The organism is Nocardioides sp. OK12 (genome assembly GCF_024341885.1).
GTDB lineage: Bacteria > Actinomycetota > Actinomycetes > Propionibacteriales > Nocardioidaceae > Nocardioides > Nocardioides marinisabuli.
Window position 1 is genome coordinate 684,974 of the sequence record NZ_BNET01000001.1, and the last position, 24,034, is coordinate 709,007.

General features: G+C 75.7%; 21 protein-coding genes. 9 read left to right on the forward strand and 12 right to left on the reverse strand.

Going from position 1 to position 24,034, the window contains the following annotated elements:
- Positions 1-19 precede the first annotated feature (19 nt).
- The 9 genes from OCU29_RS03380 to pknB form a co-directional block, all read right to left on the reverse strand.
- Positions 20-1,645 carry a LuxR family transcriptional regulator gene (locus OCU29_RS03380; RefSeq protein WP_261818780.1) on the reverse strand — a complete coding sequence of 542 codons (1,626 nt, stop codon included), beginning with the start codon at positions 1,643-1,645 and terminating at the stop codon, positions 20-22.
- 32 nt (positions 1,646-1,677) lie between these two features.
- Complete coding sequence (locus OCU29_RS03385; RefSeq protein ID WP_261818781.1) at positions 1,678-2,802, reverse strand: NAD(P)/FAD-dependent oxidoreductase; 1,125 nt, start codon at positions 2,800-2,802, stop codon at positions 1,678-1,680.
- Between the two features lie 100 nt (positions 2,803-2,902).
- Positions 2,903-3,853, reverse strand: a complete 951-nt coding sequence (locus OCU29_RS03390) for a hypothetical protein (protein ID WP_261818782.1) — start codon at positions 3,851-3,853, stop codon at positions 2,903-2,905.
- 103 nt (positions 3,854-3,956) lie between these two features.
- Positions 3,957-5,006 carry a 3-deoxy-7-phosphoheptulonate synthase gene (aroF, locus tag OCU29_RS03395; RefSeq protein ID WP_179616088.1) on the reverse strand — a complete coding sequence of 350 codons (1,050 nt, stop codon included), beginning with the start codon at positions 5,004-5,006 and terminating at the stop codon, positions 3,957-3,959.
- A gap of 62 nt (positions 5,007-5,068) precedes the next feature.
- Positions 5,069-6,019 carry a DMT family transporter gene (locus OCU29_RS03400; protein ID WP_258016939.1) on the reverse strand — a complete coding sequence of 317 codons (951 nt, stop codon included), beginning with the start codon at positions 6,017-6,019 and terminating at the stop codon, positions 5,069-5,071.
- Positions 6,016-6,930 carry a deoxyribonuclease IV gene (locus tag OCU29_RS03405; RefSeq protein ID WP_261818783.1) on the reverse strand — a complete coding sequence of 305 codons (915 nt, stop codon included), beginning with the start codon at positions 6,928-6,930 and terminating at the stop codon, positions 6,016-6,018. Before OCU29_RS03405 ends, OCU29_RS03400 begins: the two co-directional genes overlap by 4 nt.
- 58 nt (positions 6,931-6,988) lie before the next feature.
- Positions 6,989-7,720, reverse strand: coding sequence for a response regulator transcription factor (locus tag OCU29_RS03410; RefSeq protein ID WP_261818784.1), 732 nt, complete (start codon positions 7,718-7,720; stop codon positions 6,989-6,991).
- A gap of 79 nt (positions 7,721-7,799) precedes the next feature.
- Positions 7,800-8,750, reverse strand: coding sequence for a sensor histidine kinase KdpD (locus OCU29_RS03415; RefSeq protein ID WP_261818785.1), 951 nt, complete (start codon positions 8,748-8,750; stop codon positions 7,800-7,802).
- A gap of 296 nt (positions 8,751-9,046) precedes the next feature.
- On the reverse strand, positions 9,047-11,122 hold the full coding sequence (pknB, locus tag OCU29_RS03420) for a Stk1 family PASTA domain-containing Ser/Thr kinase (RefSeq protein ID WP_261818786.1): 2,076 nt from the start codon (positions 11,120-11,122) through the stop codon (positions 9,047-9,049).
- Positions 11,123-11,283: 161 nt separating this feature from the next.
- On the opposite strand from pknB, the gene OCU29_RS03425 reads away from it, so the two are divergent.
- Both OCU29_RS03425 and OCU29_RS03430 read left to right on the forward strand, forming a co-directional pair.
- A complete protein-coding gene (locus tag OCU29_RS03425; RefSeq protein WP_179616092.1) occupies positions 11,284-11,661 on the forward strand; it encodes an Rv2175c family DNA-binding protein in 378 nt (125 codons plus the stop codon).
- A 19-nt stretch (positions 11,662-11,680) separates the two neighbouring features.
- Positions 11,681-12,136 (forward strand): hypothetical protein, encoded by a 456-nt coding sequence (locus tag OCU29_RS03430; RefSeq protein ID WP_179616093.1) that lies wholly within the window; start codon positions 11,681-11,683, stop codon positions 12,134-12,136.
- Positions 12,137-12,281: 145 nt separating this feature from the next.
- Here the strand turns inward: OCU29_RS03430 and OCU29_RS03435 are convergent, their stop codons facing one another.
- Positions 12,282-13,370, reverse strand: a complete 1,089-nt coding sequence (locus OCU29_RS03435; protein WP_261818787.1) for a polyprenyl synthetase family protein — start codon at positions 13,368-13,370, stop codon at positions 12,282-12,284.
- An 88-nt stretch (positions 13,371-13,458) separates the two neighbouring features.
- On the opposite strand from OCU29_RS03435, the gene metF reads away from it, so the two are divergent.
- Positions 13,459-14,349 (forward strand): methylenetetrahydrofolate reductase [NAD(P)H], encoded by an 891-nt coding sequence (gene metF / locus OCU29_RS03440; protein ID WP_179616096.1) that lies wholly within the window; start codon positions 13,459-13,461, stop codon positions 14,347-14,349.
- A gap of 13 nt (positions 14,350-14,362) precedes the next feature.
- Here metF and OCU29_RS03445 read toward each other — a convergent pair whose 3' ends face one another.
- Both OCU29_RS03445 and OCU29_RS03450 read right to left on the reverse strand, forming a co-directional pair.
- Positions 14,363-15,664 (reverse strand): NAD(P)/FAD-dependent oxidoreductase, encoded by a 1,302-nt coding sequence (locus OCU29_RS03445; RefSeq protein ID WP_261818788.1) that lies wholly within the window; start codon positions 15,662-15,664, stop codon positions 14,363-14,365.
- A 25-nt stretch (positions 15,665-15,689) separates the two neighbouring features.
- Positions 15,690-16,172: a YbaK/EbsC family protein gene (locus OCU29_RS03450; RefSeq protein WP_261818789.1), complete on the reverse strand. Its 483-nt coding sequence runs from the start codon at positions 16,170-16,172 to the stop codon at positions 15,690-15,692.
- Positions 16,173-16,270: 98 nt separating this feature from the next.
- Here OCU29_RS03450 and OCU29_RS03455 point away from each other — a divergent pair, with 98 nt between their 5' ends.
- The 6 genes from OCU29_RS03455 to OCU29_RS03480 all read left to right on the forward strand — a co-directional run bounded on the left by OCU29_RS03455 (position 16,271) and on the right by OCU29_RS03480 (position 23,961).
- Positions 16,271-16,771: a hypothetical protein gene (locus OCU29_RS03455; RefSeq protein WP_179616099.1), complete on the forward strand. Its 501-nt coding sequence runs from the start codon at positions 16,271-16,273 to the stop codon at positions 16,769-16,771.
- Between the two features lie 194 nt (positions 16,772-16,965).
- Positions 16,966-17,346 (forward strand): DUF6504 family protein, encoded by a 381-nt coding sequence (locus OCU29_RS03460; protein WP_179617442.1) that lies wholly within the window; start codon positions 16,966-16,968, stop codon positions 17,344-17,346.
- 14 nt (positions 17,347-17,360) lie between these two features.
- Positions 17,361-17,822 carry an SAV_6107 family HEPN domain-containing protein gene (locus OCU29_RS03465; protein ID WP_261818790.1) on the forward strand — a complete coding sequence of 154 codons (462 nt, stop codon included), beginning with the start codon at positions 17,361-17,363 and terminating at the stop codon, positions 17,820-17,822.
- Between the two features lie 14 nt (positions 17,823-17,836).
- A complete protein-coding gene (locus OCU29_RS03470) occupies positions 17,837-19,114 on the forward strand; it encodes an endonuclease (RefSeq protein ID WP_261818791.1) in 1,278 nt (425 codons plus the stop codon).
- Positions 19,115-19,223: 109 nt separating this feature from the next.
- Positions 19,224-23,171, forward strand: a complete 3,948-nt coding sequence (locus OCU29_RS03475; RefSeq protein WP_261818792.1) for a DNA polymerase III subunit alpha — start codon at positions 19,224-19,226, stop codon at positions 23,169-23,171.
- A gap of 31 nt (positions 23,172-23,202) precedes the next feature.
- Positions 23,203-23,961 carry a methyltransferase gene (locus OCU29_RS03480; protein WP_179616103.1) on the forward strand — a complete coding sequence of 253 codons (759 nt, stop codon included), beginning with the start codon at positions 23,203-23,205 and terminating at the stop codon, positions 23,959-23,961.
- Positions 23,962-24,034: the final 73 nt, after the last annotated feature.

A 24,034-nucleotide genomic window follows, 5' to 3' on the forward strand; every position in this document is an offset into this window, starting at 1 on the left:
AGCCGACCGGCAGACGCCCTCACATCAGGTCGTGCTCGAAGGCGAACGCCGCTGCGGCGGTCCGGGAGTGCACGTCGAGCTTGGTGAAGATGTTGCTCAGGTGCCGGGCCACGGTCTTCTCGCTGAGCACCAGCTCGTCGGCGATCTGCGCGTTGCTGCGCCCGGCGGCCACCAGCCGCAGCACCTCCGCCTCGCGCCCGGTCAGCCCGGCGGGCAGCACCTCGGGAGCCATCAGGCGCCCCACCTGGGCCAGGTCCGGCGCGGCCCCCAGGGCTGCGAAGGTGCGGCGGGCAGCCTCCAGCTCGCCACGTGCCGAGTCGTGGTCGCCCATCGAGCGCAGGGCCCGGGCCAGCTGCACGCGCACCCGCGCGACCTCGTGCGGGCCGTCGAGGGCGACCCAGGCGGTGTACGCCTTGCGCAGGTAGGGGAGCGCGCCGGCCGGGTCGCCGCCGGCGACCTCGACCGCACCGTGCGCGGCCGCGGCCGTGGCCAGCAGCCCGGCGCAGCCGAACTCCGCGGCCAGGCGGTCCAGGTCGTCGACCAGGTCGCGGGCGGCGCCCTGGTCGTCGCAGGCGAGGAGCACGTCGACGGCCGGGCCGAGCAGGCGCGCCCGCTGCACGGGTCCGGCCGCCTCGGTGAGCAGTCGGCCCACCGCCGCCCGTGCGGCGCCCGTGCGCCCGCGCGCCACCCACAGCAGGGCGAGCCCGGGCTGCGGCTCGTAGCCGTGGTCGGAGGCCCGGTCGAAGGCGGCCTCGGCGTCGGCGTGCTGACCGAGCAGCCGCAGCACCTCGCCCCTCTCGTACGACGCCAGCCCCACCGCGTCGAGGGCGTGCACCTGGCGGTAGCGCCGCTCCGCGTCCGCGAACTCCGCGAGGGCACCGGGCCAGTCCCCGTGCAGGCGCAGCAGCTGGCCACGGTGCACGGCGCACTGCCCGGTGAAGGCCAGCAGGCCCGGCTGCCGGGCGCACCAGCGTTCGAGTGCGGCTGTCCACTCCGCGACGCGGGCCAGGTCGCCGACCTCCTGGCAGCCCTCGATGGCGGTGCAGTAGACGTGGCCGGCGATCACGGGCGAGGTCTCCCCGGCCACCACCCGGACCATCGACTCGTCCAGCAGCGCCAGCCCGGCGGGCACCCGCCCGGCGTACATCGCGAACCGTCCGCGCGCACAGGTGGCCATGGCGACCAGGTCGGTGTCGTGGTGTCCTCGTCCCACGGCCGCCGCCCGGTCGGCGCACGCGCCCGCCTCGTCGAACGCCCCGGCGCCGAGCGCGCGGAACATCCGCAGCATCGCCACCCAGCCGTGCTCGACCGCGTCGGCGTCGAGCGTGTCGAGGAGCTCCTCGACACGCGCGGCCCACCCTGCGGACAGCGCCGGCTGGCTGTGGGCGGCGGTGGTCATCGCCAACCGGAAGGCGCAGTGGACGGCCCGGGGGAGCTCCCCGCCCTCGAGGGACCGTGCGAAGGCGTCCTGGAGGGCCGCCACCGCCTCGGTGTGGCGCCCGAGCAGCTCGGCCGCGGTGGCGAGGTCGGCGAGGTCCTGCACCGACAGCGTGCCCGGTGCCGAGGCCGCCCAGCCCGCGTGGGCGGCGGCCCAGTCGCCGCGCTCGAAGCCGGCCCGGGCCCGCTCGAGCTCGCCGACGCCCATCGCAGGAACCTCCCCGGGCAGCGTACGGCGGCTCAGGCCGCGGTCGCGAGCCCGGCGCGGTCCCGGTGCCTCTCGGCCACCCGGGCGGCGACGAACCCGGCGTCCCGGTCGGCGCCGGCCAGCAGCATCGAGGTGAAGGAGTACTGGAAGGCCAGGCCGCAGAAGAAGAGCCCGGGGGCGTCGGTGGCCACCCCGCGCAGCTCGCGGGGCCAGCCGTCGTCGCCGACGACCGGCAGGTGGATCCAGTCGAAGCCCTGCCGGAACCCGGTGGCCCAGACGACGGTCGCCACGTCCCGGGGGGTGCCGTCGACGACCGGTCGCCCGTCCTGGACCGACTCCACCCGTGAGGTCACCCGCTCCACGCCGCGCGCGGCCAGGTCGGCGCGCTTGACCCGGAGCATCGGGCCGCCGTGGTGACGCAGGTGCGGCATCATCCGGCGCCCGACCGGGGTCCGACGGTTGAGCACGTGCTTCCACACCAGCATCAGCACGGGGAACAGCAGCCGCATCCTGCGGGACTCCAGCCGGGGCGGGATCTGCCCGCAGTCGCGTCCGGCCAGGATCGTGGGGTGGCTCTCGGCGGCCTCGTAGGCGATGTCGGTGCCGGAGTGGCCGGCCCCGACCACCAGCACGGGCCCCTCGCGCAGCTGCCCGGGGCGGCGGTACTCGCTGGAGTGCAGCTGCAGGATCCCGGGGTCGAGCTGCGCGGCGATGCCGGGCCGGTACGGCGCCCGCCCGAACGTGCCCGTGGCCACCACCACGCTGCGGCAGCGGTAGGTGCCCGCGTCGGTGTGCACGGCGTACCCGTCGCCGTCGGGGTCGACGGCGAGGACCCGGGTGCGCAGCCGGACCGGGAGGTCGAGGTGCCGGGCGTAGGAGGCCAGGTAGTCGGCCACCTGGTCCTTGTCGGGGTAGGACCACGGCGGGGCCGGGAACGCCATCCCCGGCAGTGCGTCGTAGCGGGCGGGGGAGTAGAGGCGCAGCGAGTCCCACTGGCGGCGCCACTGGTCCCCGACGTGCTCGGCGGCGTCGAGGACCACGAGGTCGATCCCTCGGCGCCGCAGGTGGTAGGCGGTCGCCAGGCCCGACTGGCCGGCGCCGACGACGACGACGTCGGTGGACGTCTCGGAGGTGCTGTCGCGGAGGGTGTCGCTCATGACTACTCCAGGTGGGTGAGGGTGGCACCCACGCTAGGAGCCGCCCGCCCTCCCACGCGTCGGTCGCAGCACCCATCCTCCGCGGCGGGGGTGGGTGTTCCTACCCACCGCCGGCCGCGTCCGCGACGATCCCCTCGAGCACCACGTCGCTGATCGCGGTGGTGTCGCGGGCGGCCGGCCCCGAGCCCGGCTCGGTGACCGACTCGATGCGCAGCCGCACGGTGTCGGTGGTGACCGCACCGACGTCGAGGACCTGCGGGTCGCGGGTCTCGTCGAGCTCCTGGCGCACCGGTGGCGCGTCGCCGAGCAGCCAGGTGACCGCGGTGACCCGCCGCCCCCCGGCGTAGAGGTCGTAGGTGGTCCCCTCCGAGACCGACGTCTTGGCGTAGCCGTTGACCAGCCCGACGGTGGTGAGCGTGACGTCCTGGTCGAGGCGCAGCACCAGCTCGGTGCCGACCGCGGCACCGGGCACCCGCCACGCGGTGCTCGGGTCGTCGTCGAGCAGGTTCGCGGCGGCGTACGTCGTCGTCTCGCCGGTGGCGATGTCGACGCTGTCGTCGTCCTGGGCGGGCGCTGAGGCCTCGGCCAGGTCGAGCAGCGGCCGCGGCTCGCCCGACGCCGCCGACCCCTCGGTGGCGGGGGAGCCGGTGCGCTGGTCGCGGCTCCCGAGCCACGCGGCCCCGGCCACGCAGACCAGGGCGAGGAGGAGCAGGGCCAGCAACCACCCGAGCCCCCGCCGGCGGCGCGTCCGCTGCACCGGTGCCGCGGGGGCAGGCGGCACCGGCGGCACAGGCGGCACAGGCGGCACCGGCGACAGGTCGGTCTCGGTCGGCTGCACCCAGGCGTCCTGCGCCGCGGCTGCCGCGGGGGCATCGGGGGCGGGTCGGGGGTCCGCGTCGACGTAGAGCGGGTAGCGGGCCGGACCCGGGCGCCGGCCCACGGCCGGCGGCGCCGTCACCTCGGGGGCGTCGGGCCGTGGCTGGCCACAGCTCGTGCAGTAGCGGCCGACGTCGACCAGTGGTGCCCCGCAGGCGGCGCAGTGCGCGGTCACGTCCCTCCCCGGCGCCGGCCCTGGGCCCCTCCCCGGTCGGCCGGTCCAGCCTAGCGAGGTGGTCCAGACCGGTCGGTGCCGGTCGCGAGGGCCGGGAGTGGGCTCAGGCGGTGCGGATCCGCTCGCCGGCGTCGACCCGGCCCAGCACCGGGGGCAGTCGTCGTACGGCGGCCGCGAGCTCGCGCAGCTCGGTGCCCAGCAGCGCCTGCGGGCCGTCGCACAGCGCCGACTCCGGGTCGGGGTGCACGTCGACGATGATCCCGTCGGCCCCGGCGGCGATCGAGGCCCGCGACAGCGGCACGACCAGGTCCTTGCGCCCGGCGGCGTGCGAGGGGTCGGTGATCACCGGCAGGTGGCTGGTGGCCTGCACGACCGGCACCGCGGAGACGTCGAGGGTGTTGCGGGTGGCGGGCTCGAAGGTGCGGATGCCGCGCTCGCACAGCACGATGTCGAGGTTGCCGCGCTGGGCGACGTACTCGGCAGCCATCAGCCACTCCTCGACGGTCGCGGTCATGCCGCGCTTGAGCAGCACCGGTCGGCCGGCGTCACCGACCGCCTGCAGCAGGCCGAAGTTGGCCATGTTGCGGGTGCCGACCTGCAGCATGTCGGCGTGCTCGGCGACCACCGCGACGTCGCGGGCGTCGACGACCTCGGTCACCACCGGCAGCCCGGTGGCCCGGCCCACGTCGACCAGGATCTCGAGGCCGCGCAGGCCCAGCCCCTGGAAGGCGTACGGAGAGGTGCGCGGCTTGAAGGCCCCGCCGCGCAGGATCGTGGCCCCCGCGGAGGCCGCCATCTGCGCGGCCTCGAGGGTCTGCGCCGCGGTCTCGACCGCGCAGGGCCCGGCCATGAACGTGAAGGTGTCGGGACCGATCGGCACCTGGCGTCCCGGCGGGCCGACCCAGACGGTCGAGCGGTCGGGGTGGTGCTGGCGGCTGACGAGCTTGTAGGGGTCGGAGATGCGGTGCACGTCGGCGACCCCGCGCATGGTGCGCAGGTTGAGGTGGTGGAAGGAGTCGATGTCCCCGACCAGCCCGATGATCGTGCGCACCACGCCCTTGCTGACGAAGGCCTCGCCACCGACGCCCTCGACCCGCGCGACGACGTGGGCCACGTCCTCGTCGGTGGCGTCGGGGGACATGACGACGACCATGCGAGGAGACTAGGCGGCGCTCGTCACACCACCGGGGGCTTCCCAGCTGGCGAGACCCCCGCTCACACCGCCAGGTGGGTGACCTGGCCCTCGATGGGGCCGTCGTCGGGGTCGGGCCGCGGCCCGGGCGGGTGCTGGCTGCGCGGCGGGCGCAGCTCGACGACGAGCATCGCGGTCAGCACCATCAACCCGCCGCCGACCATCCGCGCGGTGGTCGCCTCGCCGCCGAGCCAGACCGCGAAGGTGGCGGCGAAGACCGGCTCCATGCTCATGATCAGCGCGGTGCGCGTGGGCGGCAGGTGCGCCTGCGCCCAGGTCTGGGCGAGCATCGCCAGCGCACCGGCGACCAGCGCCATGTAGACCACCGACGCCCAGTCGGCGCCGGTGCTCGGCAGCACGATCCCGTCGGGGGCGGTGGCCAGCGTGCAGACCAGCGCGATCACGCCGATCTGCACGATCGACATGCCCAGCGCCTGGCGCGCGTCCGACCACGCGCCGAGGCCGACGATGTGCAGCGCGTAGAGGATCGCGGAGACGAAGGTGATCGCCTCGCCGTAGCCGACCGACAGGCCGTCGAGGCTGAGCACCGCCAGGCCCGCGGTCGCCAGCGCCACCGCGGCCCAGGTCGTCGCCCCGATCCGGCTGCGCAGCAGCACCGCGGCCAGCAGCGGGGTGAGCACGACGTACATGCCGGTGATGAAGCCCGAGACGCTGGCCGGGGTGTGCGCCAGGCCGGCGGTCTGCAGGATCTGGGCCAGGCCGTAGACCAGGCCGAGCACGACGGCGTGGCGCCGCGACTCGCGGCTCAGCCGCGACAGCGCGCGCGGGGCCACCACGACCATCGCCACGGTGGCCACGGCGAAGCGGACCGCGAGGAAGTCGAGGGTCGGCACCCGCTCGAGCAGGTCCTTGATGAGGAAGAAGGTGCTGCCCCAGCTCGCCGTCATCGCCAGCAGCGCGATGGTGGCCAGCGCCGAGGTGCGCCGCGAGGTCGCCGGCAGGGTGGTCGTCACGCGACGGCGCCGTGGGCCTCGGCGCGCAGCCGCTTGAGCAGCGCGATGTCGGGGTTGTCGGCGTCGCGCGAGCCGGGGGTCTCGAGCACGAACGGCACGCCCTCGGTCGCGGGGTGGGCGAAGAGCTCGCCGAAGGCGGCGGCGCCGATGTGGCCCTCACCGATCCGCTCGTGGCGGTCCTTGTAGGCGCCCCGCACGTCCTTGGAGTCGTTGGCGTGCACCAGCCGCAGTCGCCCCGGGCCGCCGATCTCGACGATCCGCTCGAGGGTCGCGGCCGCGCCGCCCGGCTCGTCGAGCGGGGCGCCGGCGGCGAAGACGTGGCAGGTGTCGAGGCAGATGCCGGCGCGCGGGTGGTGCTCGAGCACGTCGAGGTAGGCCGCCAGGTCCTCCACGCCGGCGCACAGCGAGCGGCCCTGGCCCGCGGTCGGCTCGAGCAGCAGCCACGGGCCGTCGTCGCCGAGCGCCTCGAGCAGCGGCAGCAGCCCCTCACGCACCTGGCGCAGCGCGGCCGCGTGACGCTCGGCCGCACCGGCCGGGTCGCCCTGCGGGTCGACGTACGAGCCGGTGTGGACCACGACGCCCTCGGCGCCGGTCTCGGCGGCGCGGCGCAGGTTGTGGGCCACGACGGCGACGCTGTTCTCGTAGGTCTTCTGCGTGGGCGAGCCGAGGTTGACCAGGTAGGGGGAGTGGATGAACGTGCGCATCCCGCGCTCCGCGGTCGCGGCGCGGAAGGCCTCGTCGTCGGCCGGCCGGCCGGGGCTCAGCGCCCACCCGCGCGGGTTGCCGACGAAGACCTGGAGGGTCTCGCAGCCCAGCCGCTCGGCGTCGACCAGGGCCCCGGCCGCCAGGCCCTTGCCGACCAGGACGTGGGTGCCGATCGGGTTGCGCTGCGCGACGTCGTGGGTGCTCACGCGAGCACGCTAGGGAGCCGTTGGCGCGGGCAGCCAATCCGCGGGCCTGTGGCGGCCCTCACGCGGAGGTCGGCGTCGCCTCCCAGTCGCCGAGCGCGGGTGCCCGCCAGTCCCGGCGGTGCGCCACGGCCACGGCCTGCAGCTGCGAGGAGACCCCGAGCTTGACCAGGATCGCGCGCACCTGGGCGCGGACCGTCGAGGGCCGCACCTTCCCGTGCGTGGCGATCTCGCACACCGAGTGACCGTCGACCAGCGCCGCGAGCACCTCCGACTCGCGCGGGCTCAGCAGCTGCAGCCCCAGCAGGTCGCGCTCGCGCGCGGGCGCCGCCAGCGCGTCACGTCTCCGGCACGCCGCGCGCTCCGCGGGCGACATCAGCTCCCCACCCTCGGCGGCACGCGGGACGGCGGCGCGGATGTCGGCCAGCGGGGTCGTCTTGGGGAGCACGGCCTCGGCCCCCAGCGCGACGGCCCGGTCGTGACGCGCCTGGTCCTCGATCCCGGTGATCACCAGCACGCGGGCGCCGGCGGTCCGCAACGGGCCGATCAGGTCGGTGCCGTCGGCACCCGCGCCCAGGTCGAGCGCGAGCAGCACCAGCTGCGGGTGTCCCGCCAGCGCCGCCTCGACGAGGTCGTCCGTGCTGCGACCCTCCACGCCGACGGCGCCGACGTCGAACCCGTCGTCGCGCAGGGCCATCTCCAGCCCGTCGACGAGGAGCTGGTGACGCTCGACGATGCTCACCCGCGCGCGCGGCGGGTCGTGCTGGTGCTGGTGGAGGTCCTGGATCGTCATGGCTTCCCCCCGGTTGCCGTGTGACGTGGGTGGCGACGGCCACTGGGCGGACCATTCTGCCGTACCGGACGCCGGGTCGTCATGACTCGGCCGGATCATGACGATGGCCCGTTCGTGCCAGATCGGGTGGCCCGTCCGGTCCAGAGGCGGTGTGCTCGGGCACCTCGACCGGTGCGCCGCCGCCAGCGGGCGGAGTGCCTGCCCCGGCCCGGGGCAGGCCCACCACGAAGCAGCACCCCGTCGCGGACGGCTCCAGGCGCAGGTCGCCGCCCAGCTCGCGCAGCACCTGGCGCGAGACGTACAGGCCCAGGCCGGTGCTGAGGTGGTGGCCGCCGTGCGTGCCGCGCTCGAACACCGACGCCGCCAGCCCGGGGCGCATGCCGGGGCCGTCGTCACGCACCCTGAGCTCGAGCCGGTCACCGACCACCGCGCTGGTGATCTCGACCGCGGCTCCCGGGGCGTGCCGCATCACGTTGACCAGCAGGTTGCCCAGCACCGTGGCCAGGTCGCCCGGCGACCCGTGCGCGCGCCCGTGGACCCCGTCGGTGCGCACCCGCAGGCCGGCGACCTGGCGGGTCAGGGCCACGTCGCGGACCACCTCGCGCACGTCGAAGTCGACCGCCCCGGCGGCGTCCGGTCCCGGCGGCGCGGGCTCGCGCAGGCGGATCAGCTGCTCGAGGTGGTCGACCTCGCGCAGCGCCGCCGCCTGGAGCCGGTGGGCCAGGCTGCGGTCGAGCTGCTCGTCGTAGCGCTCGAGGGTCGAGAGGGCCGACCGCAGCGCCCCCAGCGCGCTGCGGGCGTCGTGCTCGACCTCCTCGGCCCGCGCCTGGTGCTGGGCGCGGACCCGGGCGGCGTCGACCAGGGCCGCCTCGAGGACCGCGCGGTGCCCGTCGACCACGCGCCCGGCGGCGCGCCACTCCAGGAGTCCGACGACCAGGACCAGCAGCAGTGCGGAGACGGCGACGGCCGGGTCGCTGAGCCGGGGCTCGCGCTCCAGGGCCAGGGGCAGCAGCCCGACCGGGACCACCACGGCGACCGCGGCCCCCGCGGCGGCGAGCAGGGCGTGCGGGTCGCGCCACGGACCCCGCCTCGCCGGTCCCGCTGCACCCCCGCCCGGGTCGCGTCCAGCGTCCCTCGTCGTGCGTTGTCGACCTCGAACCATGGTGGGTCCCCCCTGTGCCGCCCTCCCCTGGGCACGGACCCCGATGTCCGTCCCACGATCGTCCTACCCGATCGGCCGCGGCGACATAGCCCGCACTGCCCACCCGGGCTGGTCAGAAGTGACTACGCGCCCGCTCGGAGGAGGAACGCTCAGACGAGGAACGCTCAGACGAGGAACAGGGTGATGGTCGAGCCCTTCGGCACCAGCTCGCCCGCCCCGGGGTCGGTGCGGAAGACGTAGCCCAGCCCCAGGTAGTCGGAGATGTTCTGGACCTGCACCACGAAGCCCAGCGACTCCAGCTGCGCCCGGGCCGCGTCGACCCCCTGGGCCCGCACGCCGGGCACCTCCACCAGCTCGGGCCCCTTCGACACGGTCAGGGTGACGGTGTCGCCCTTGAAGAGGGTGCCGCCCGTGGGCTCCTGGGCGACGACGTCACCGGCGGCGACGTCGTCGGAGAAGACGTCCTCGTTGCGCTGCACCAGCAGGCCCTTGCGCTCCAGCGTGCGCTGGGCCTCGTCGGCCGGCTCACCGACCCAGTCGCCCACGTTGACCGGTTTGCGCCCCTTGCTGACCACGAGGTCGACCGCGGCGCCCGGACGCAGCTCCTTGCCGGGGCCCGGGGTGCTGCGCACGACCTGGTCGTCGGGCACGGTCTCGGAGAACCGTTCCTTGACCCGGCCGACCTCCAGCTCGACCTCGGCCAGCGCGGAGCGCGCCTCCTCGAGGGTGCGCCCGGCCAGCTCGGGCACCGGGTACTGCTCGATGCCCAGGCTGAGCACGATGGTGACCTCGTCGCCCTCCAGGGCGCGGCTACCGGCGCCGGGCTCGGCGGTGACGACCCGACCCTCGGGCACCCGGTTGCTGTAGACGGCCTCGCCGAGGACGACCTCGAACCCGGCGTCCTCCAGCTCGGCGACCGCCGAGGCGCGTCCCTGCTCCAGCACGCTGGGCACGGTCGAGTAGCGCGCCCAGCCGTACCACCACGCGCCGATCCCGAGGGTGGTGGCGAGCAGCACCGCGAGCAGCACCGCGACCGGGCCCCTCCAGCGGCGACGGCGGGCGGGGCTGGAGGGGCTGGCGGCGGACGCGGGTGCGTCCGGCTGCGGCCCCCGCGGGTCGGGCAGGCCGGGCAGGGCAGCGGCGCGCACCGGGGAGTCGGGTGCCGAGACCGTGCGCAGCATCGAGGTGGGCTCGTGGTCGCCGGTGGTGCCTGGGTCCACGCCGGGCCCGGGGGGCCGGGCCGGCCCAGGTTCCTCGACGACGATCTCGCCGGTGTCGGGGTGCAGCAGCAGCGGGGCCAGGTCCTGGGTGAGCTCGGGGTCCTCGCGCACGCCCTCGGCCAGCGCGTGCGCCACCCGGTGCACGTGGTGCAGCAGCACCCCGGCATCGGCCGGGCGCAGCCCGCGGTCGCGGGAGGTGGCGCGGGCGACCAGCGCGTCGACGTACCCCGGGAGCGAGGGGACCAGCCGCGAGGGGGGCGCCACGTCCTCGTGCACGTGCTTGTAGGCCACCTGGATCGGGCTCTCGCCCTCGTGCGGCTTCGCGCCGGTGAGGAGCTCGTAGAGCAGCACCCCGACGGCGTAGACGTCGGCGCGCGCGTCGCTGATGCCCTCGGAGACCAGCTCGGGGGCCAGGTAGGAGACGGTGCCGATGAGCACGCCGCCGGTCGCGGTGTGCTGGGTGTCGGTCCCGACCGCCTTGGCCAGCCCGAAGTCGGCGACCTTGACCCGCCCGTCGTCGGCGATCAGCACGTTCTCGGGCTTCACGTCGCGGTGCACGATGCCTGAGCGGTGCGCCGCGGCCAGGGCGGAGACCACCGGCTCGACCAGCGCGAGCGCCCGCGACGGCGACATCGGGGCCTCCTTGGCGATCACGTCGCGCAGGGTGTGCCCGGGGACCAGCTCCATCGCCAGGAAGACGGTGCCCTGGTCGTCGCCCTGGTCGAAGACCGCGACGACGTTGGGGTGCGAGAGCCGGGCCGCGGCGCGGGCCTCGCGCACGAAGCGGGCCGCGAACTCCTCGTCGTCGCCGAGCCCGACGTGCATCACCTTGACGGCCACGACGCGGTCGAGCCGCAGGTCGGTGGCCTCGTAGACGCTGGCCATCCCGCCGCGCGCGATGCGCGGCCCGATGCGGTAGCGACCGTCGAGGACGCGGCCGGTCACGGGGTCGGCGAGGCCACCGGACGTGCCCTGTCGGGCAGGCCGGGCGACCTCGTGCGGCTGCCGGTCTGTCGGCACAGCGACCTCCTGCGTGGCCGGACGGGGAAGGTTCCGGCGGAGCCCATCGTAGGCGGGCGGACCCGCCGGGACGGGCACCGACGGCCCGCAGGCGGGTCGGGGCGACGTACGCCCCACCCTCACGGTTGGGCGGGCCTGGTGCGGGGTGGGAGCATGGAGCCATGAGCGAGACTTCCCTGGCAGGGCACGACCTGGCCGTCCTGGTCGACGACTGGATCGACTGGGCCGAGGCCGCGAGCCGGCTCGAGGTCAGCGTCGGCAAGGTCCGCACGATGATCCGCACCCACGAGCTGGCCGCCGCCGTGCCGGTGCCCGGCGAGGGGCAGAAGATCCCGGCCCTGTTCATCGACGACGAGCTGCGCCTGCCCGTCAAGGGCCTGCCGGGGCTGCTGACCGTCCTGCACGACGGTCGCTACGACGACCGCGAGTGCATCGCCTGGCTCTTCCTCGACCTCGGCCTCCCGGGGCGCCCGATCGACGCGCTGCGCGAGAACCGTGGCTCCGAGGTCAAGCGCCGCGCCCAGGCCATGGCCCTGTAGGACCTCCCGGGGGGTCGTCGTGGTCTACCGCATCTCTCCCGAGAACGTCCGGCCGCCGCGGGGCGGCCCCTCCGGCGCGCTCGCGATCGTCGTGGTGATCGGCCTCGCGCTCGGCATCTGGCTGCTGGCCGGGCGCGACCCCGGCAGCTCGACCTTCAGCAGCGTCGACGACCCCGGCCGCAGCGACGCCCGCGCACCCGACGACCCCGTCAGCGGACTGCCGTACGTGGCCCCCATCGACCTGCCGGCCCGGGTCGCCGAGGTGCTGCGCGACGTCGACGCCGGGGGAGAGCTGCCCGCCGGCGTCTCCCGGCGGCCCTTCCTCAACGGCGCGGGCCTCCTGCCGGTCCAGCGCACCACCGGCTACTACAGCCAGTACGCCCTCGGCGCCGGCTCGCTGCTGGTGGCCGGCGCGGGCGGCGAGCGCTACTACAGCGACGACGACGGCGCGTCGTTCTCACGCATCGGTCCCTAGCCCGACCCTGCCCCGAGCCGGCGCCAGCTCACCGAGACGGCGCCAGTTCACCGAGAGGGCGCCAGTTCCCAGCCCGTGCAAGGAAGTAGCGCCGTCTCGGCGGGGAAGAGACGCCGACTCGGCGGGGAAGTGGCGCCGGGTCGCGTCAGACGAGGCGCTGGGTCGCGGCCGTGGCGAGCTCGGTCAGCACGGTGCGCGCTGCGGGGTCGAGGCCGCTGCGGTCGAGCGAGTGCGTGGCGCGCTCGGTCAGTGCGGTGATGACCTCCTCGACCTGTTCCCGGGCGCCGGAGGTCGTGAAGATCGTGCGCAGCCGCTCCACCTGCTCGTCGTCGAGGGGGCGGCCCAGGGCACGGTCGAGCAGGGCGGCATCGTCGTCGGAGGCGGAGTCGAGGGCCAGCGCGACCAGCACGGTGCGCTTGCCCTCGACCAGGTCGTCGCCGGCGGGCTTGCCGGTGGTCGCGGGGTCGCCGAAGACGCCGAGCAGGTCGTCGCGCAGCTGGAAGGCCTCACCCAGGGGCAGGCCGAAGGCGCTGAGCTGCTCCATCGTGGCCGGGTCGGCCCCGGCGAGGGCGGCGCCGACCTGCAGCGGCCGCTCGATGGAGTACTTCGCCGACTTGTAGCGCAGCACCGTCATGGCGGCGTCGACGTCGGCGCGCCCACGCGCCTGCACCGAGACGTCGAGGAACTGCCCGGCGATCACCTCGGTGCGGCACAGGTCGAGCACCTCGAGGGCCGCCACGACCCGCTGCACCGGCAGGCCGCAGCCGCGCAGCAGCTCGTCGGACCAGGAGAGCAGCAGGTCGCCGAGCAGGATGGCCGCGGCGGCGCCGTACTGCTCGGGGTCGCCGCGCCAGGCGTCGGCGCGGTGCTCGCGCTCGAAGACGCGGTGGGTGGCCGGGCGACCCCGCCGGGTGTCGGAGGCGTCCATCAGGTCGTCGTGCACCAGCGCGCTGGCGTGCAGCAGCTCCAGGGCGGCACAGGCCCGCACCAGGGCCTGCTCGTCGACGGGGGCCGCCACCGCGAGGTGGCCCCACCAGCAGAAGGCCGCCCGCAGCCGCTTGCCGCCCGAGATCATCGCGCGGGCCTCGGCGAGCAGCCGCTCGGCGTCGGGGCCGAGCGGGGCCAGGCGGTCGGCCTGCCGGTCGAGGAACTGGTCCAGGGCCGCCTGGACCCGGTCGCGGAAGCCGTCGGCGTCCCAGTCGGAGGCGGGCGTCGGGGCGGGGGTCTCGCTCACCGGATCACAGTAGGAGACGTACCCACAACTGGCGCCGTTGGGTGGACGCCCACCCCCGGGTGGCCCGGGCGTCCTTAGAATCGTGGCCATGACCATCGGCCGTGGGCGCGCGCTCACCGACCTCATCGCAGCCGGCGAGCGCTCGTTCTCGTTCGAGTTCTTCCCGCCCAAGGACGAGGCCGGCGAGACCCAGCTGTGGGACGCCGTGCGCGCCCTCGAGCCCTACCGCCCCACCTTCGTCTCGGTGACGTACGGCGCCGGCGGCAGCAGCCGCGGCACCACGGTGCGCCTGACCGGGCGGATCGCGCGCGAGACCTCGATGCTGCCGATGGCCCACCTGACCTGCGTGGGCCACACCCGCGGCGAGCTCGAGCAGATCCTCGACGAGTACGCCGCCGCCGGCGTGCACCACGTGATGGCGCTGCGCGGCGACCCCGAGGCCGGCCCCCGCGCCGAGTGGACCTCCACCGAGGGCGGCCTCGACCACGCCGACGAGCTGGTCGAGCTGGTCGCCGCTCGCCGCGAGTTCCGCATCGGCGTGGCCGCCTTCCCCGAGCGCCACCCCTCGTCGGCCTCGCTCGAGCAGGACGCCGACGTGCTGGCCGCCAAGGCCCGGGCGGGCGCGGAGTTCGCGGTCACCCAGATGTTCTTCCGCGCCTCCGACTACTTCTCGCTGGTCGAGCGGGTGCGGGCGCGCGGCGTCGACCTGCCGATCCTGCCGGGCATCATGCCGATCCTGAACCTGCAGGCGATCCGCCGCCAGGGCGAGCTGATCGGCACCGACGTGCCCGCCGACGTGGTCGAGCGGATCAGCGCCCACGAGGGCGACCCGGTCTCGATGCGCGCCGAGGGCATCACCCAGGCCGCCGAGCTGTGCCAGGAGCTGCTCGACGGGGGAGCGCCGGGGCTGCACTTCTACACCCTGAACAGGTCGAAGGCCACGCGCGAGATCTTCGAGAAGCTCGACGTCACGCCCTGACGGGCGGGTCGGGTCAGGCGGGCCCGACGCGCTGGGCCACCAGGGCCGCCGAGAGCCCCACGAAGGGCAGCCCCGAGCCCGGGGTCGCGTGCGCGCCGGCGGCGTACACGCCGGGCACGGGCGTGTCGGGGCCGAGCCGGCGGCGCACCGTCGAGCGGCCCTGCCACAGCACGCCCAGGGGGGAGCCGCCCCACGCCTCGACGAGGTCGCGGGGCGAGCGGTCGACCCGGGTGACGACCTGGGCGCGCACGTCGATGCGGTGCCGGGCCAGCGCGAGCAGCACGTCCTCGGCCAGGCGGCCACGCCCCTGCACCGTCCACGCGGCGCCGCCGTCGGGCGCGCTGCCGCCGGTGCGCACCACCAGGCCCGGGTCGCCGTGCAGGACCAGCTCGTGGGGCACCTCCGGCAGGTCGCCGACGAGCCCGACGTGGCAGACCACCGGTGGGATGGCCGGCATCGTGCGCTTGACGAGCTCGGCGAGCGCCGGCAGGCGGCGCGGGTCGATGGCGCAGACGACCACCTCGGCGTCGACCTCGCCGGCGTCGGTCCTGACCGCGACGGCGCGCCCGCCGCGCACGACCACGTCGTGCACGCTCGTGCCCAGGCGCACGTCGACGCCGCGGGTGCTCATCCGCCCGGCCAGCACCTCACCCACCTTCGCCATCCCGCCCGGCACGGTCCAGGAGCCGAAGCGCTGCTCGAGGTAGGCCACCAGACCCATCCAGGCCGGCACGTCGCGGGGGGCGTGGCCGTCGGCGACGAAGGGGTGCGCGGCCACGTCGCGCAGCCGGTCGTCCTTGAGCGTGCGGCGCAGGCGCCGCTGCAGGCTCTCGCGGGAGTCGAGGCGCTCGCGCAGGTCACGGGGCAGGGCGGTGCGGTCCCAGGGCTCCTCGAGGTAGCCGCGGCGCAGCACCTCCCAGTCCTCGGTGTAGGCCGCGACGTGGTCGAGCCAGCGCTGCCCCTCGCCGGGGGACAGCTCCTCCACGGCCCGCAGCTGCGCCGAGCGCGACCCGCCGGGCAGGGCGAGCTCGGAGCCGTCGACGAAGCGGTGCGTGCGCACGGTCTCCAGCGGCACCAGCTCCAGCTCGCGCTCCAGCGGCCGGCCGGTCTTGCGGAACAGGTCGCGCAGCACCGCCGGCAGCAGGGTCGAGGTCGGCCCGGCGTCCCACCGGTAGCCGTCGGCCTCGACCGAGCCCAGGGCGCCGCCCAGGGTGTCGCCGCGCTCGAGGAGGGTGACGTCGTGGCCGGTCTTGGCCAGGCGGGCGGCCGTGGCGAGGCCGGCGTACCCGCCCCCGACCACCACGACCCGCGCCACGCGCACACCCTAGGGGGTCGTGCTCCTAGGCGGGGCTCTCGACGTCGACCACCTCGGCGCCGGTGAGCTCGAGGAGCTCGCCGAAGGAGGTGGAGAAGACCGCCGCGGGGTGGCCCGCCGCCGCCCACACGACCTCGTGGCGCGCCAGCCACTCGTCGAGGTACGTCGGCACCGGCGCGGGGTGGGCGAGCGGGGAGACCCCGCCGATCACCTGCCCGGTGTGCTCACGCACGAAGTCCGGGCTGGCGCGCGAGAGGCGCTCGACCCCGATGCGCTCGGCCACGGCGCGCACGTCGACCCGGTGCGCGCCCGAGGTGAGCACCAGCACCGGCGTGCCGCCGGCGTCGAAGAGCAGGCTGTTGGCGATCGCGCCCACCTCGCAGCCGAGGGCCTCGGCGGCCAGTGCCGCGGTGTGGACGGCGTCGGGGAGGACCACGACCTCGCCCCGGCCGCCGCGGCGGACCAGCTCGGCGCGGAAGGCCGCGATGCCCGGGTGCTCGGTGCTCATGGCTGCGACCCTAGAGTTCGCTCGGAGATCGTGCACGAGGGATCACGCACGAGACCAGGCTCCAGATCACGCACGAGACCACCCACGAGAGGGCCGTCATGGACGACCGGCTGGAACGACCGCGCGCACTGAGGCTGTGCCTGCAGCTGCACCTGGTCCTGCTGGCGCTGGGCACGCTGACCGTCGTGCTGACCGCCGTGCTGCGCGACGACCTGGTGCTCAACTGGGCGCGGGGGCACCGCTCGGCCGGCGAGATCCTCGAGCGGCAGGGGCTGGACTACCTGATCGAGGAGCAGCCGATCGCGGTCCCGCAGTTCTTCCCGGTCGCGGCGGTGCTGTTCGTGGTGATGGCGATGCTCATCGGGGTGCTGATGGTCTTCTTCCGCAACGGCCACCACTGGGCGCGGGTCTGCCTGGCGGTGCTAGTGGTGATGACGGCGGTCGCGACGCTCAGCGGCATCCGGGTCGAGCCGCCGCAGGTCTTCGTGGTGCTCAGCTACCTCTCGCTGGTCGTCGAGGTCGCGATCCTCGTCACGATGTTCCACCCCGACACCGACCGCTACCTCAGCGCCACCCGCGAGCGGATCGCCGCCTCCTGAGGCTCTCCCCGGCCCCGTCCACAGGGGTCCGTCACGACCCTTGACCCACTGTCGGTGGGGGCGTGTACCTTGGGACCAAGTTCGAACACAGATTCGAACACGCTCCCGGCGGGGGCGACCTCGACCCCGCCCCCGTCGGGGGTTCCAGGCGGACCTGGCGCCCCGGCGCCGGAGAGGTGGCAGTGGTGGAGCTGATGCGACGGTACGACGAGCCCGTCGAGGTCCGGTGCGGCGTGCTGGCCGGCACCGAGACGACGGTCCCCGAGCAGTTCCTGTGGCGCGGACGGCTCTGGAAGGTCCGCTCGGTGCTCGAGCACTGGGTGGAGACCGGCGAGTGGTGGCGCCACGCCGGGGTGCGTGCGGTGCTCGGCTCCGAGGAGCCGGCCGACGCCTCCACCGCCGAGCGGCCCGCCCGGCCCCGCCCGCTGGAGGAGCTGCTCGCCGAGCGCGCGGTCTGGCGGGTGGAGGCCGGCCGGGGTGCCGCGGTGCGCGGCGCCGAGGACACCGGCGGGGTCTTCGACCTGGCCCTCGACGTCGACGGCGGGCGCTGGCAGCTCGTCGGCTGCGCGGACTGAGGGTGGTGGCCACGATGGCGCGCACCCGCACCCCTGCCGCGGTCCCCGCACCGCACCCGCAGGCCCTCCCGGCGACCACGCACTCCTACCTGGCCCGCGCCGCCGAGTCGTTGAGCGAGGCGATGGCCACGCCCGAGGTCCCGGCCCGCTACGCCTGCGCCCACGTCTCGGCGCTGCGCTCGGCGGCCGCCCTGCTCTCGGCGCGCGCACGACCGGCCGGGCCGCGGCGCCGCCCCCAGAAGAACGCCTGGGTGCTGCTGGCCGAGGTCGCGCCCGAGCTGGGCGAGTGGGCCACGTTCTTCTCCGCGGGCGCGGCCAAGCGCGCGGCCGCCGAGGCCGGCTCGACGCGCGCCGTCACCGAGCGCGAGGCCGACGACCTGGTCCGCGACGCCGACCGGTTCCTGGCCGTGGTCGAGCAGTGCCTCGGGCTCGTGCCGCACCCGCCGGTCCAGGAGCGCATCGCGCGCGCCGGGTGAGGCAGGCTGCTCCCATGGCCCTCTCGCCCGCCCTGCGCCCACCGCGGCTCGCTGCCGTCCTCCTCGTCGGGGTCCTCGGGGTGCTCCCGGCCTGCGCGGGCGCCGACGACGCGGCGCGGCCGGGGGAGGGCGGGACCGCGCGCAGCACCCTGCTCGGCTCCGGCTCGGAGGCCGCGAGCCAGGCGCTGGAGGGGGCGGTCGATGTCGCGCAGGCGCTGACGATGCCCGACGGTGCGTCGTTGCGGGTCCGCGGCCACCTGGTCGGCCAGCCCACCGCGCCGGGCACCGTGGTGCGCGGCTCCTTCCCCGACGACCTGGCGCTCGCGGTGGCCGACGACCCGCAGGAGCGCGACCCCTCCCGGATGCTGCTGGTGCAGCTCCCCGAGGAGCTGCGCGGCACCTGGGGGCTGGCCTCCCACCCCGCGCTGCTGGGCGCGGAGGTGGTGCTGGACGGCGAGCGGGCGGCGTACTTCTCGGCGCCGGGGCTCAAGCGGGTGACCGCGGTCGCGCTGGTCGACGCGGCGGCGCCGAGCGGTCCCGGCGCGCCGGCCCCGACGGACCTGCCGGGTGGGCTGCCGAGCGACCTGCCGGCCGAGCTGGTCGGCTACTACGCCGACGCGGAGGGTCGCACCGGCGAGGACCTCGCCCGGGCGCTGCACGAGATCATCTCCACCGACGTCGACCGGCTGCGCTACGACGAGCTGTGGGAGGCCCTGCGCGACACCGACGCCGACCCCGACGCCCCCGGCCGGGTGATCGAGCTCTACACCGGCGACAGCGTGCCGGGCGAGGCGAACGGCGGTGACCCCGACGAGTGGAACCGCGAGCACGTGTGGCCGCAGAGCCGCGGCGGCTTCGGCACCAGCGCCGGGCCGGGCACCGACCTGCACCACGTCCGCCCGGCCGACGTGAGCGTCAACGCCGACCGCTCCAGCCTCGACTTCGACGACGGCGGCAGCCCCCAGGGCGAGGCCGACGACACCTACCGCGACGCCGACTCCTGGGAGCCGCGCGACGCGGTGAAGGGCGACGTGGCCCGGATGGTGCTCTACATGGCGGTGCGCTACGAGGGTGGCGACGGGTACGCCGACCTCGAGGTCTCCGAGGAGGTGGGCCGGCGCGACCTCGACGCGCTGGGCTACCTGGGTCGGCTCTCCACGCTGCTGCGCTGGCACGAGCAGGACCCGCCCGACGCCTTCGAGCGCGCCCGCAACGACGCGATCCACGAGACCTGGCAGGGCAACCGCAACCCCTTCGTCGACCGGCCGGAGTGGGTCTCCGCGATCTGGTGAGGGGTGGGTTGGCGCGCATGGCGCGACGGGGTTAGGCTGGCGCCTTCTCGAACATGAGTTCGAGAGATTCTTCGTCAGGGTCGAGCCGACGCGAGAGGTGGTCCGACCCGTGCCCGACCCGTTCCCGCACCTGCACGTCGCCTCGGGCTACTCCCTGCAGCACGGCGCCTCGCTGCCGCACCTGCTGGTGCAGCGCGCCGCCGACCACGGCATGGACCTGCTGGCGCTCACCGACCGCGACGGCACCTACGGGGCGGTGAAGTTCGCCAAGGCGTGCCTGCAGGCCGGGATCAGCCCGGTGCTCGGGGTCGACCTGGCCTACCGGCCGGGCAGCCCCGGGGCGTCGGCGCCCGTGCCGGGGCGCGGGCGCACCCCGGTGCGGGGCGGCGCCTTCCGCGACCCGCGGCTGCCGCGGGTCACCCTGCTGGCCCACGCCGCCGGGCCCGGCGGCGGACGGGGCGGCTGGGCCGCGCTGTGCCGGGTGCTCTCGACCACCCACCTCGCCGGCGAGCGCGGCACCCCGGTCCTGGACCCCGAGGCCCCCGAGGTCGCGGCGCTGCTCGCCTCCGGCGACCTGGTCGTGCTGCTCGGCCCGGCCTCCGAGGTCGGGGCCGCCGCGGCCCAGCGCCGCCGCGACCACGCCCGCGCCGCCCTGGAGCGCTGGAGCGCCCTGGTGCCCCGCGAGAACCTGCAGGTCGAGGTGGTCTCGCACCGCGTGGCCGGCGACGGCCCCGGCTCGACCCGGCACGCCGCCCGGATGCTCGCGCTGGCCCAGGAGGTCGGTGCTGGGTCGGTGCTGACCAACGCCGTGCGCTACGCCGACCGCAGCGACGCCGCCACCGTCGACGTGCTCGACGCCGCCCGGCGCCTGGTCGCCCTCGACCGGCGCCACGTCGACCGCGGCAACGCCGAGGGACACCTGAAGTCCGGGCCCCAGATGCGCGAGGTGGCCCACGAGGTCGTGGCCCGCGCCGGCGCCGGCACCGGGCGCGAGGCGCTGCGCCTGCTGGCGCGCACCCGCACCCTGGCCGAGCGCTGCGCGCTCGACCCGCGCGCCGACCTGGGCCTGGGGGAGGTGCACTTCCCCGAGTTCAGCCTCTCCACCGACCACCCCAGCGCCGACGTCGCGCTGCGCGCACGCTGCGAGGGCGCCATCGGCGACCGCTACGGCAGCGGCGGGCTGGCGGTGGTGTGGAAGCGGCTCGAGGACGAGCTCGCGGTGATCGGCGAGCTCGGCTACGCCTCGTACTTCCTGACCGTCGGCGACGTCACCGACCTGATCAAGCAGATGGGGGTGCGGGTCGCCGCGCGCGGCTCGGGGGCCGGCAGCCTGGTCAACTACCTGCTCGGCATCTCCGGGGTCGACCCGATCCGCCACCAGCTGCTGATGGAGCGCTTCCTCTCCCCGCTGCGCCAGGCGCTGCCCGACATCGACGTCGACGTCGAGTCCGACCGGCGCACCGAGGTCTACGAGCGCATCCTCGACCGCTACGGCGGCGAGCGGTGCGTGTGCGTCTCGATGATGGACACCTACCGGGTGCGCCACGCCGTGCGCGACGTCGGCGCCGCGCTCGGGATGCCCCCGGCCGAGACCGACGCCATCGCCAAGGCCTTCCCCCACGTCCGGGCCCGCGACGCCCGCGCCGCGCTGGCCGAGCTGCCCGAGCTGCGCGCCAGCGGGCTGGGCGAGGCCCGCCTCGACCTGATGTTCCAGCTCGTCGAGCGCCTCGACGGGCTGCCGCGCCACGTCGCGGTGCACCCCTGCGGGGTGCTGCTCTCCGACGCGACCCTGCTCGACCGCACCCCCGTGGAGGCGTCGTACGCCGGCTTCCCGATGAGCCAGTTCGACAAGGACGACGTCGAGGACCTCGGCCTGCTCAAGCTCGACGTGCTCGGCATCCGGATGCAGTCGGCGATGGCGCACGCCCTCACCGAGGTCGAGCGCGTCGAGGGGGTGCGCATCGACCTCGAGGACGACCAGCAGGTGCCCTTCGACGACCCCGCGACCTACCGGATGATCTCCGCGGCCCGCACCCTCGGGGTCTTCCAGATCGAGTCGCCGGGCCAGCGGGAGCTGGTCGGCAAGTCCGGCATCGAGACCTTCGAGGACATCATCACCGACATCTCGCTCTTCCGGCCCGGGCCGGTCAAGAGCGACATGATCACGCCCTACCTCGAGGTCAAGCACGGCTGGCGCGAGCCGCGCTACCTCCACGACGACCTGCGCCCGATCCTGGCCCCGACCCGCGGCGTGGTGGTCTTCCACGAGCAGGTCATCGAGATCATCGGCTGCTTCACCGGCATCTCCTACGCCGAGGCCGACGAGAAGCGCCGGGCCCTCGGCGACGCGGAGGGGATGGCCGAGACCCGGGCCTGGTTCTTCCCGCGTGCCCTGGGCCGCGGCTACCCGCTCGGCGTGGTCGAGGAGGTGTGGAGCGTCCTGGAGGCCTTCGCCTCCTTCGGCTTCTGCAAGGCCCACGCGGCCGCGTTCGCGCTGCCGACCTACCAGTCGGCCTGGCTCAAGGCGCACTGGCCGGCGCACTTCCTCTCCGGGGTGCTGACCCACGACCCGGGGATGTACCCCAAGCGGCTGATCCTCGAGGACGCCCGCCGTCTCGGCGTGGCGGTGCTCGGCCTCGACGTCAACGCCTCCGAGCGGGCCTACGTCGTCGAGCGGGTCGAGCCCACCGGCGCCCACCCCGGCCCCGACGTCCCCGACGGGCGGCCGTGGGGCATCCGGCTGGCGCTGGCCGAGGTCAAGGGCATCAGCGAGGTCGAGGTCTCGCGCATCGTCGCGGCCCGGCCCTTCCACTCCCTTCCCGACTTCTGGCAGCGCGCCCGGGTCTCGCGCCCGGTGGTCGAGCGGCTGGTGCTGGCCGGTGCCTTCGACAGCACCTACGGGATCGGGTCGGCCGCCGGCAGCGACGTACGACGTCGCGGGGTGCTGACCCGCCGCGACCTGCTGCTGCAGGTCGCCGAGCTCGACCGGCAGGGCCGCGCGCTCGAGCGGGCCTCGCGCGGACGCGGCCTGGCGGCCCGCAAGTCCTGGAGCGGGGCCACCACGCGCGCCCGCCAGGTCGCCGACGCCGCGGCCGCGCGCAACAGCACCGACCTCTCGGTGCGCGAGCGGGCGCAGGCGGGGGAGAGCGTCGCCGAGGCCGACCGGCGCCGCGACCAGCGACCCGGCGACCAGGCCGAGGACTACCGCGACGACCGGGGGGCGCCGGTGCGCGAGGGCGTGTGGGGGCGCTCGCAGGCCCAGGCCCGCACCGCCCCGCCGCCGCCCCCGGTCGACTCGGTCCAGCTGAGCCTCGACCTCGGCGACGCGCCGGGGGAGGGCGGGGTCTCGGGGCTGCCCGAGATGACCGGCGAGGAGCAGATGCGCGCCGAGCTCGAGATCCTCGGCCTCGACGCCAGCCGCCACGTCGTCGACACCTACGGCCCCTTCCTCGACGCGCTCGGGGTGACCCGCAGCGAGCAGCTGCTCGCCCAGCGCAGCAAGGCCGAGCTGCTGGTGGCCGGGGTCAAGGTCGCCACCCAGACCCCGCCGATCCGCTCGGGGCGCCGGGTGGTCTTCCTGACCCTCGACGACGGCACCGGCCCGGTCGACGCCACCTTCTTCGAGGACGCCCAGGGCCCCTACGCCGCCACCGTCTTCCACTCCTGGCTGCTCGTCGTGCGCGGCGAGCTGCGCCGCACCGGCCACCGCGGCGTCTCGCTGCGCGCCACCGGCTGCTGGGAGCTGCCGGTCCTGCACCAGCAGTGGCGCAGCGGCGGCATCGAGGCGGTGCGCGAGCAGATGGCGGTGGTGCCCCAGGGCTTCGGCGGCGTCGGCGTCGAGCTCGCCGGGCAGGGCGCGGCCGAGAGCCGGGCCCCGCGCCCGGTCATGGCCCGCCCCGACGGCCCGGGCGCCGCGGGCGGGATGGGCCGGCGCCGGGTGCTGGTGCACTCCAGCGGCTTCAAGCTCTCGCCGTACGCCGACATCAAGCCGGCCGGCGAGGAGACCCGCGACGTGGCGCGCAAGCTGTGGCACCGCAGCTCGGGGAGCCCGGGATGAACGGCGTGCCCGTGGCCCTAGGGTGGGTCCCATGTCCGCCAGCGAGCGCCCCAGCGACCGACCCAGCGAACGTCTCGCCGAGCGTCCCAGCGAGCGCCGGGCAGCAGCCCGCACCGCCGTGGTGTGGGACGCCCTGCGCCCGCTGCTCGAGCAGTCCGGGCCACTCGACGTCCTCGACATCGGCGGCGGCACCGGCGGCTTCGCCGTACGGGTGGCCGAGCTCGGGCACCGCGTCACCGTCGTCGACCCCAGCCCCGACGCCCTCGCCTCGCTCGGGCGCCGCGCCCGCGAGCGCGGCGTCGAGGTGGCCGGCCTGCAGGGCGAGGTCTCGAGCCTGCTCGACGTCGCCGGCGCCGACAGCGCCGACCTGGTGCTGTGCCACGGCGTGCTCGAGCACGTCGGCGACCCCGCCACCGCCCTCGGGGTGCTGCGCGAGGCCGTGCGCGACGGCGGCACCCTCAGCCTCCTGGTCGCCCAGCGCCACGCGGCGGTGCTGGCGCGCGCCATGGCCGGGCACTTCGGCCAGGCCCTCGCGCTCCTCGAGCCCACCGTCGACCCCGGTCGCGCCGGGCACCGCTACACCAGCGACGAGCTCGTCGCGCTGCTGGCCACCGCCGACCTGCACGTCGAGCAGGTCCACGGCGTGCGGGTCTTCGCCGACCTGGTCCCCGGCACCCTGCTCGACCTCGAGCCCGGTTCCACCGCCGCCCTCGTCGAGCTCGAGAAGGCGGTCGCCACGCGTCCCGAGTACCTCCCGCTCGCCACGCAGCTGCACGTGCTCGCCCGCTGACGCCGAGTCGGCGCTACTTCACGTTCCCCCGCTTCGCTCCTCCCGTGAAGTAGCGCCGACTCGGCTTCTTCTC

Excerpts from the sequence above, each read along its gene's own strand:
- OCU29_RS03380 (WP_261818780.1), bottom strand. The coding sequence starts at position 1,645 with ATGGGCGTCGGCGAGCTCGAGCGGGCCCGGGCCGGCTTCGAGCGCGGC.
- OCU29_RS03385 (WP_261818781.1), bottom strand. The coding sequence starts at position 2,802 with ATGAGCGACACCCTCCGCGACAGCACCTCCGAGACGTCCACCGACGTC.
- aroF (WP_179616088.1), bottom strand. The coding sequence starts at position 5,006 with ATGGTCGTCGTCATGTCCCCCGACGCCACCGACGAGGACGTGGCCCAC.
- OCU29_RS03410 (WP_261818784.1), bottom strand. The coding sequence starts at position 7,720 with ATGACGATCCAGGACCTCCACCAGCACCAGCACGACCCGCCGCGCGCG.
- OCU29_RS03425 (WP_179616092.1), top strand. The coding sequence starts at position 11,284 with ATGAGCGAGACTTCCCTGGCAGGGCACGACCTGGCCGTCCTGGTCGAC.
- metF (WP_179616096.1), top strand. The coding sequence starts at position 13,459 with ATGACCATCGGCCGTGGGCGCGCGCTCACCGACCTCATCGCAGCCGGC.
- OCU29_RS03450 (WP_261818789.1), bottom strand. The coding sequence starts at position 16,172 with ATGAGCACCGAGCACCCGGGCATCGCGGCCTTCCGCGCCGAGCTGGTC.
- OCU29_RS03455 (WP_179616099.1), top strand. The coding sequence starts at position 16,271 with ATGGACGACCGGCTGGAACGACCGCGCGCACTGAGGCTGTGCCTGCAG.
- OCU29_RS03460 (WP_179617442.1), top strand. The coding sequence starts at position 16,966 with ATGCGACGGTACGACGAGCCCGTCGAGGTCCGGTGCGGCGTGCTGGCC.
- OCU29_RS03465 (WP_261818790.1), top strand. The coding sequence starts at position 17,361 with ATGGCGCGCACCCGCACCCCTGCCGCGGTCCCCGCACCGCACCCGCAG.
- OCU29_RS03470 (WP_261818791.1), top strand. The coding sequence starts at position 17,837 with ATGGCCCTCTCGCCCGCCCTGCGCCCACCGCGGCTCGCTGCCGTCCTC.
- OCU29_RS03480 (WP_179616103.1), top strand. The coding sequence starts at position 23,203 with ATGTCCGCCAGCGAGCGCCCCAGCGACCGACCCAGCGAACGTCTCGCC.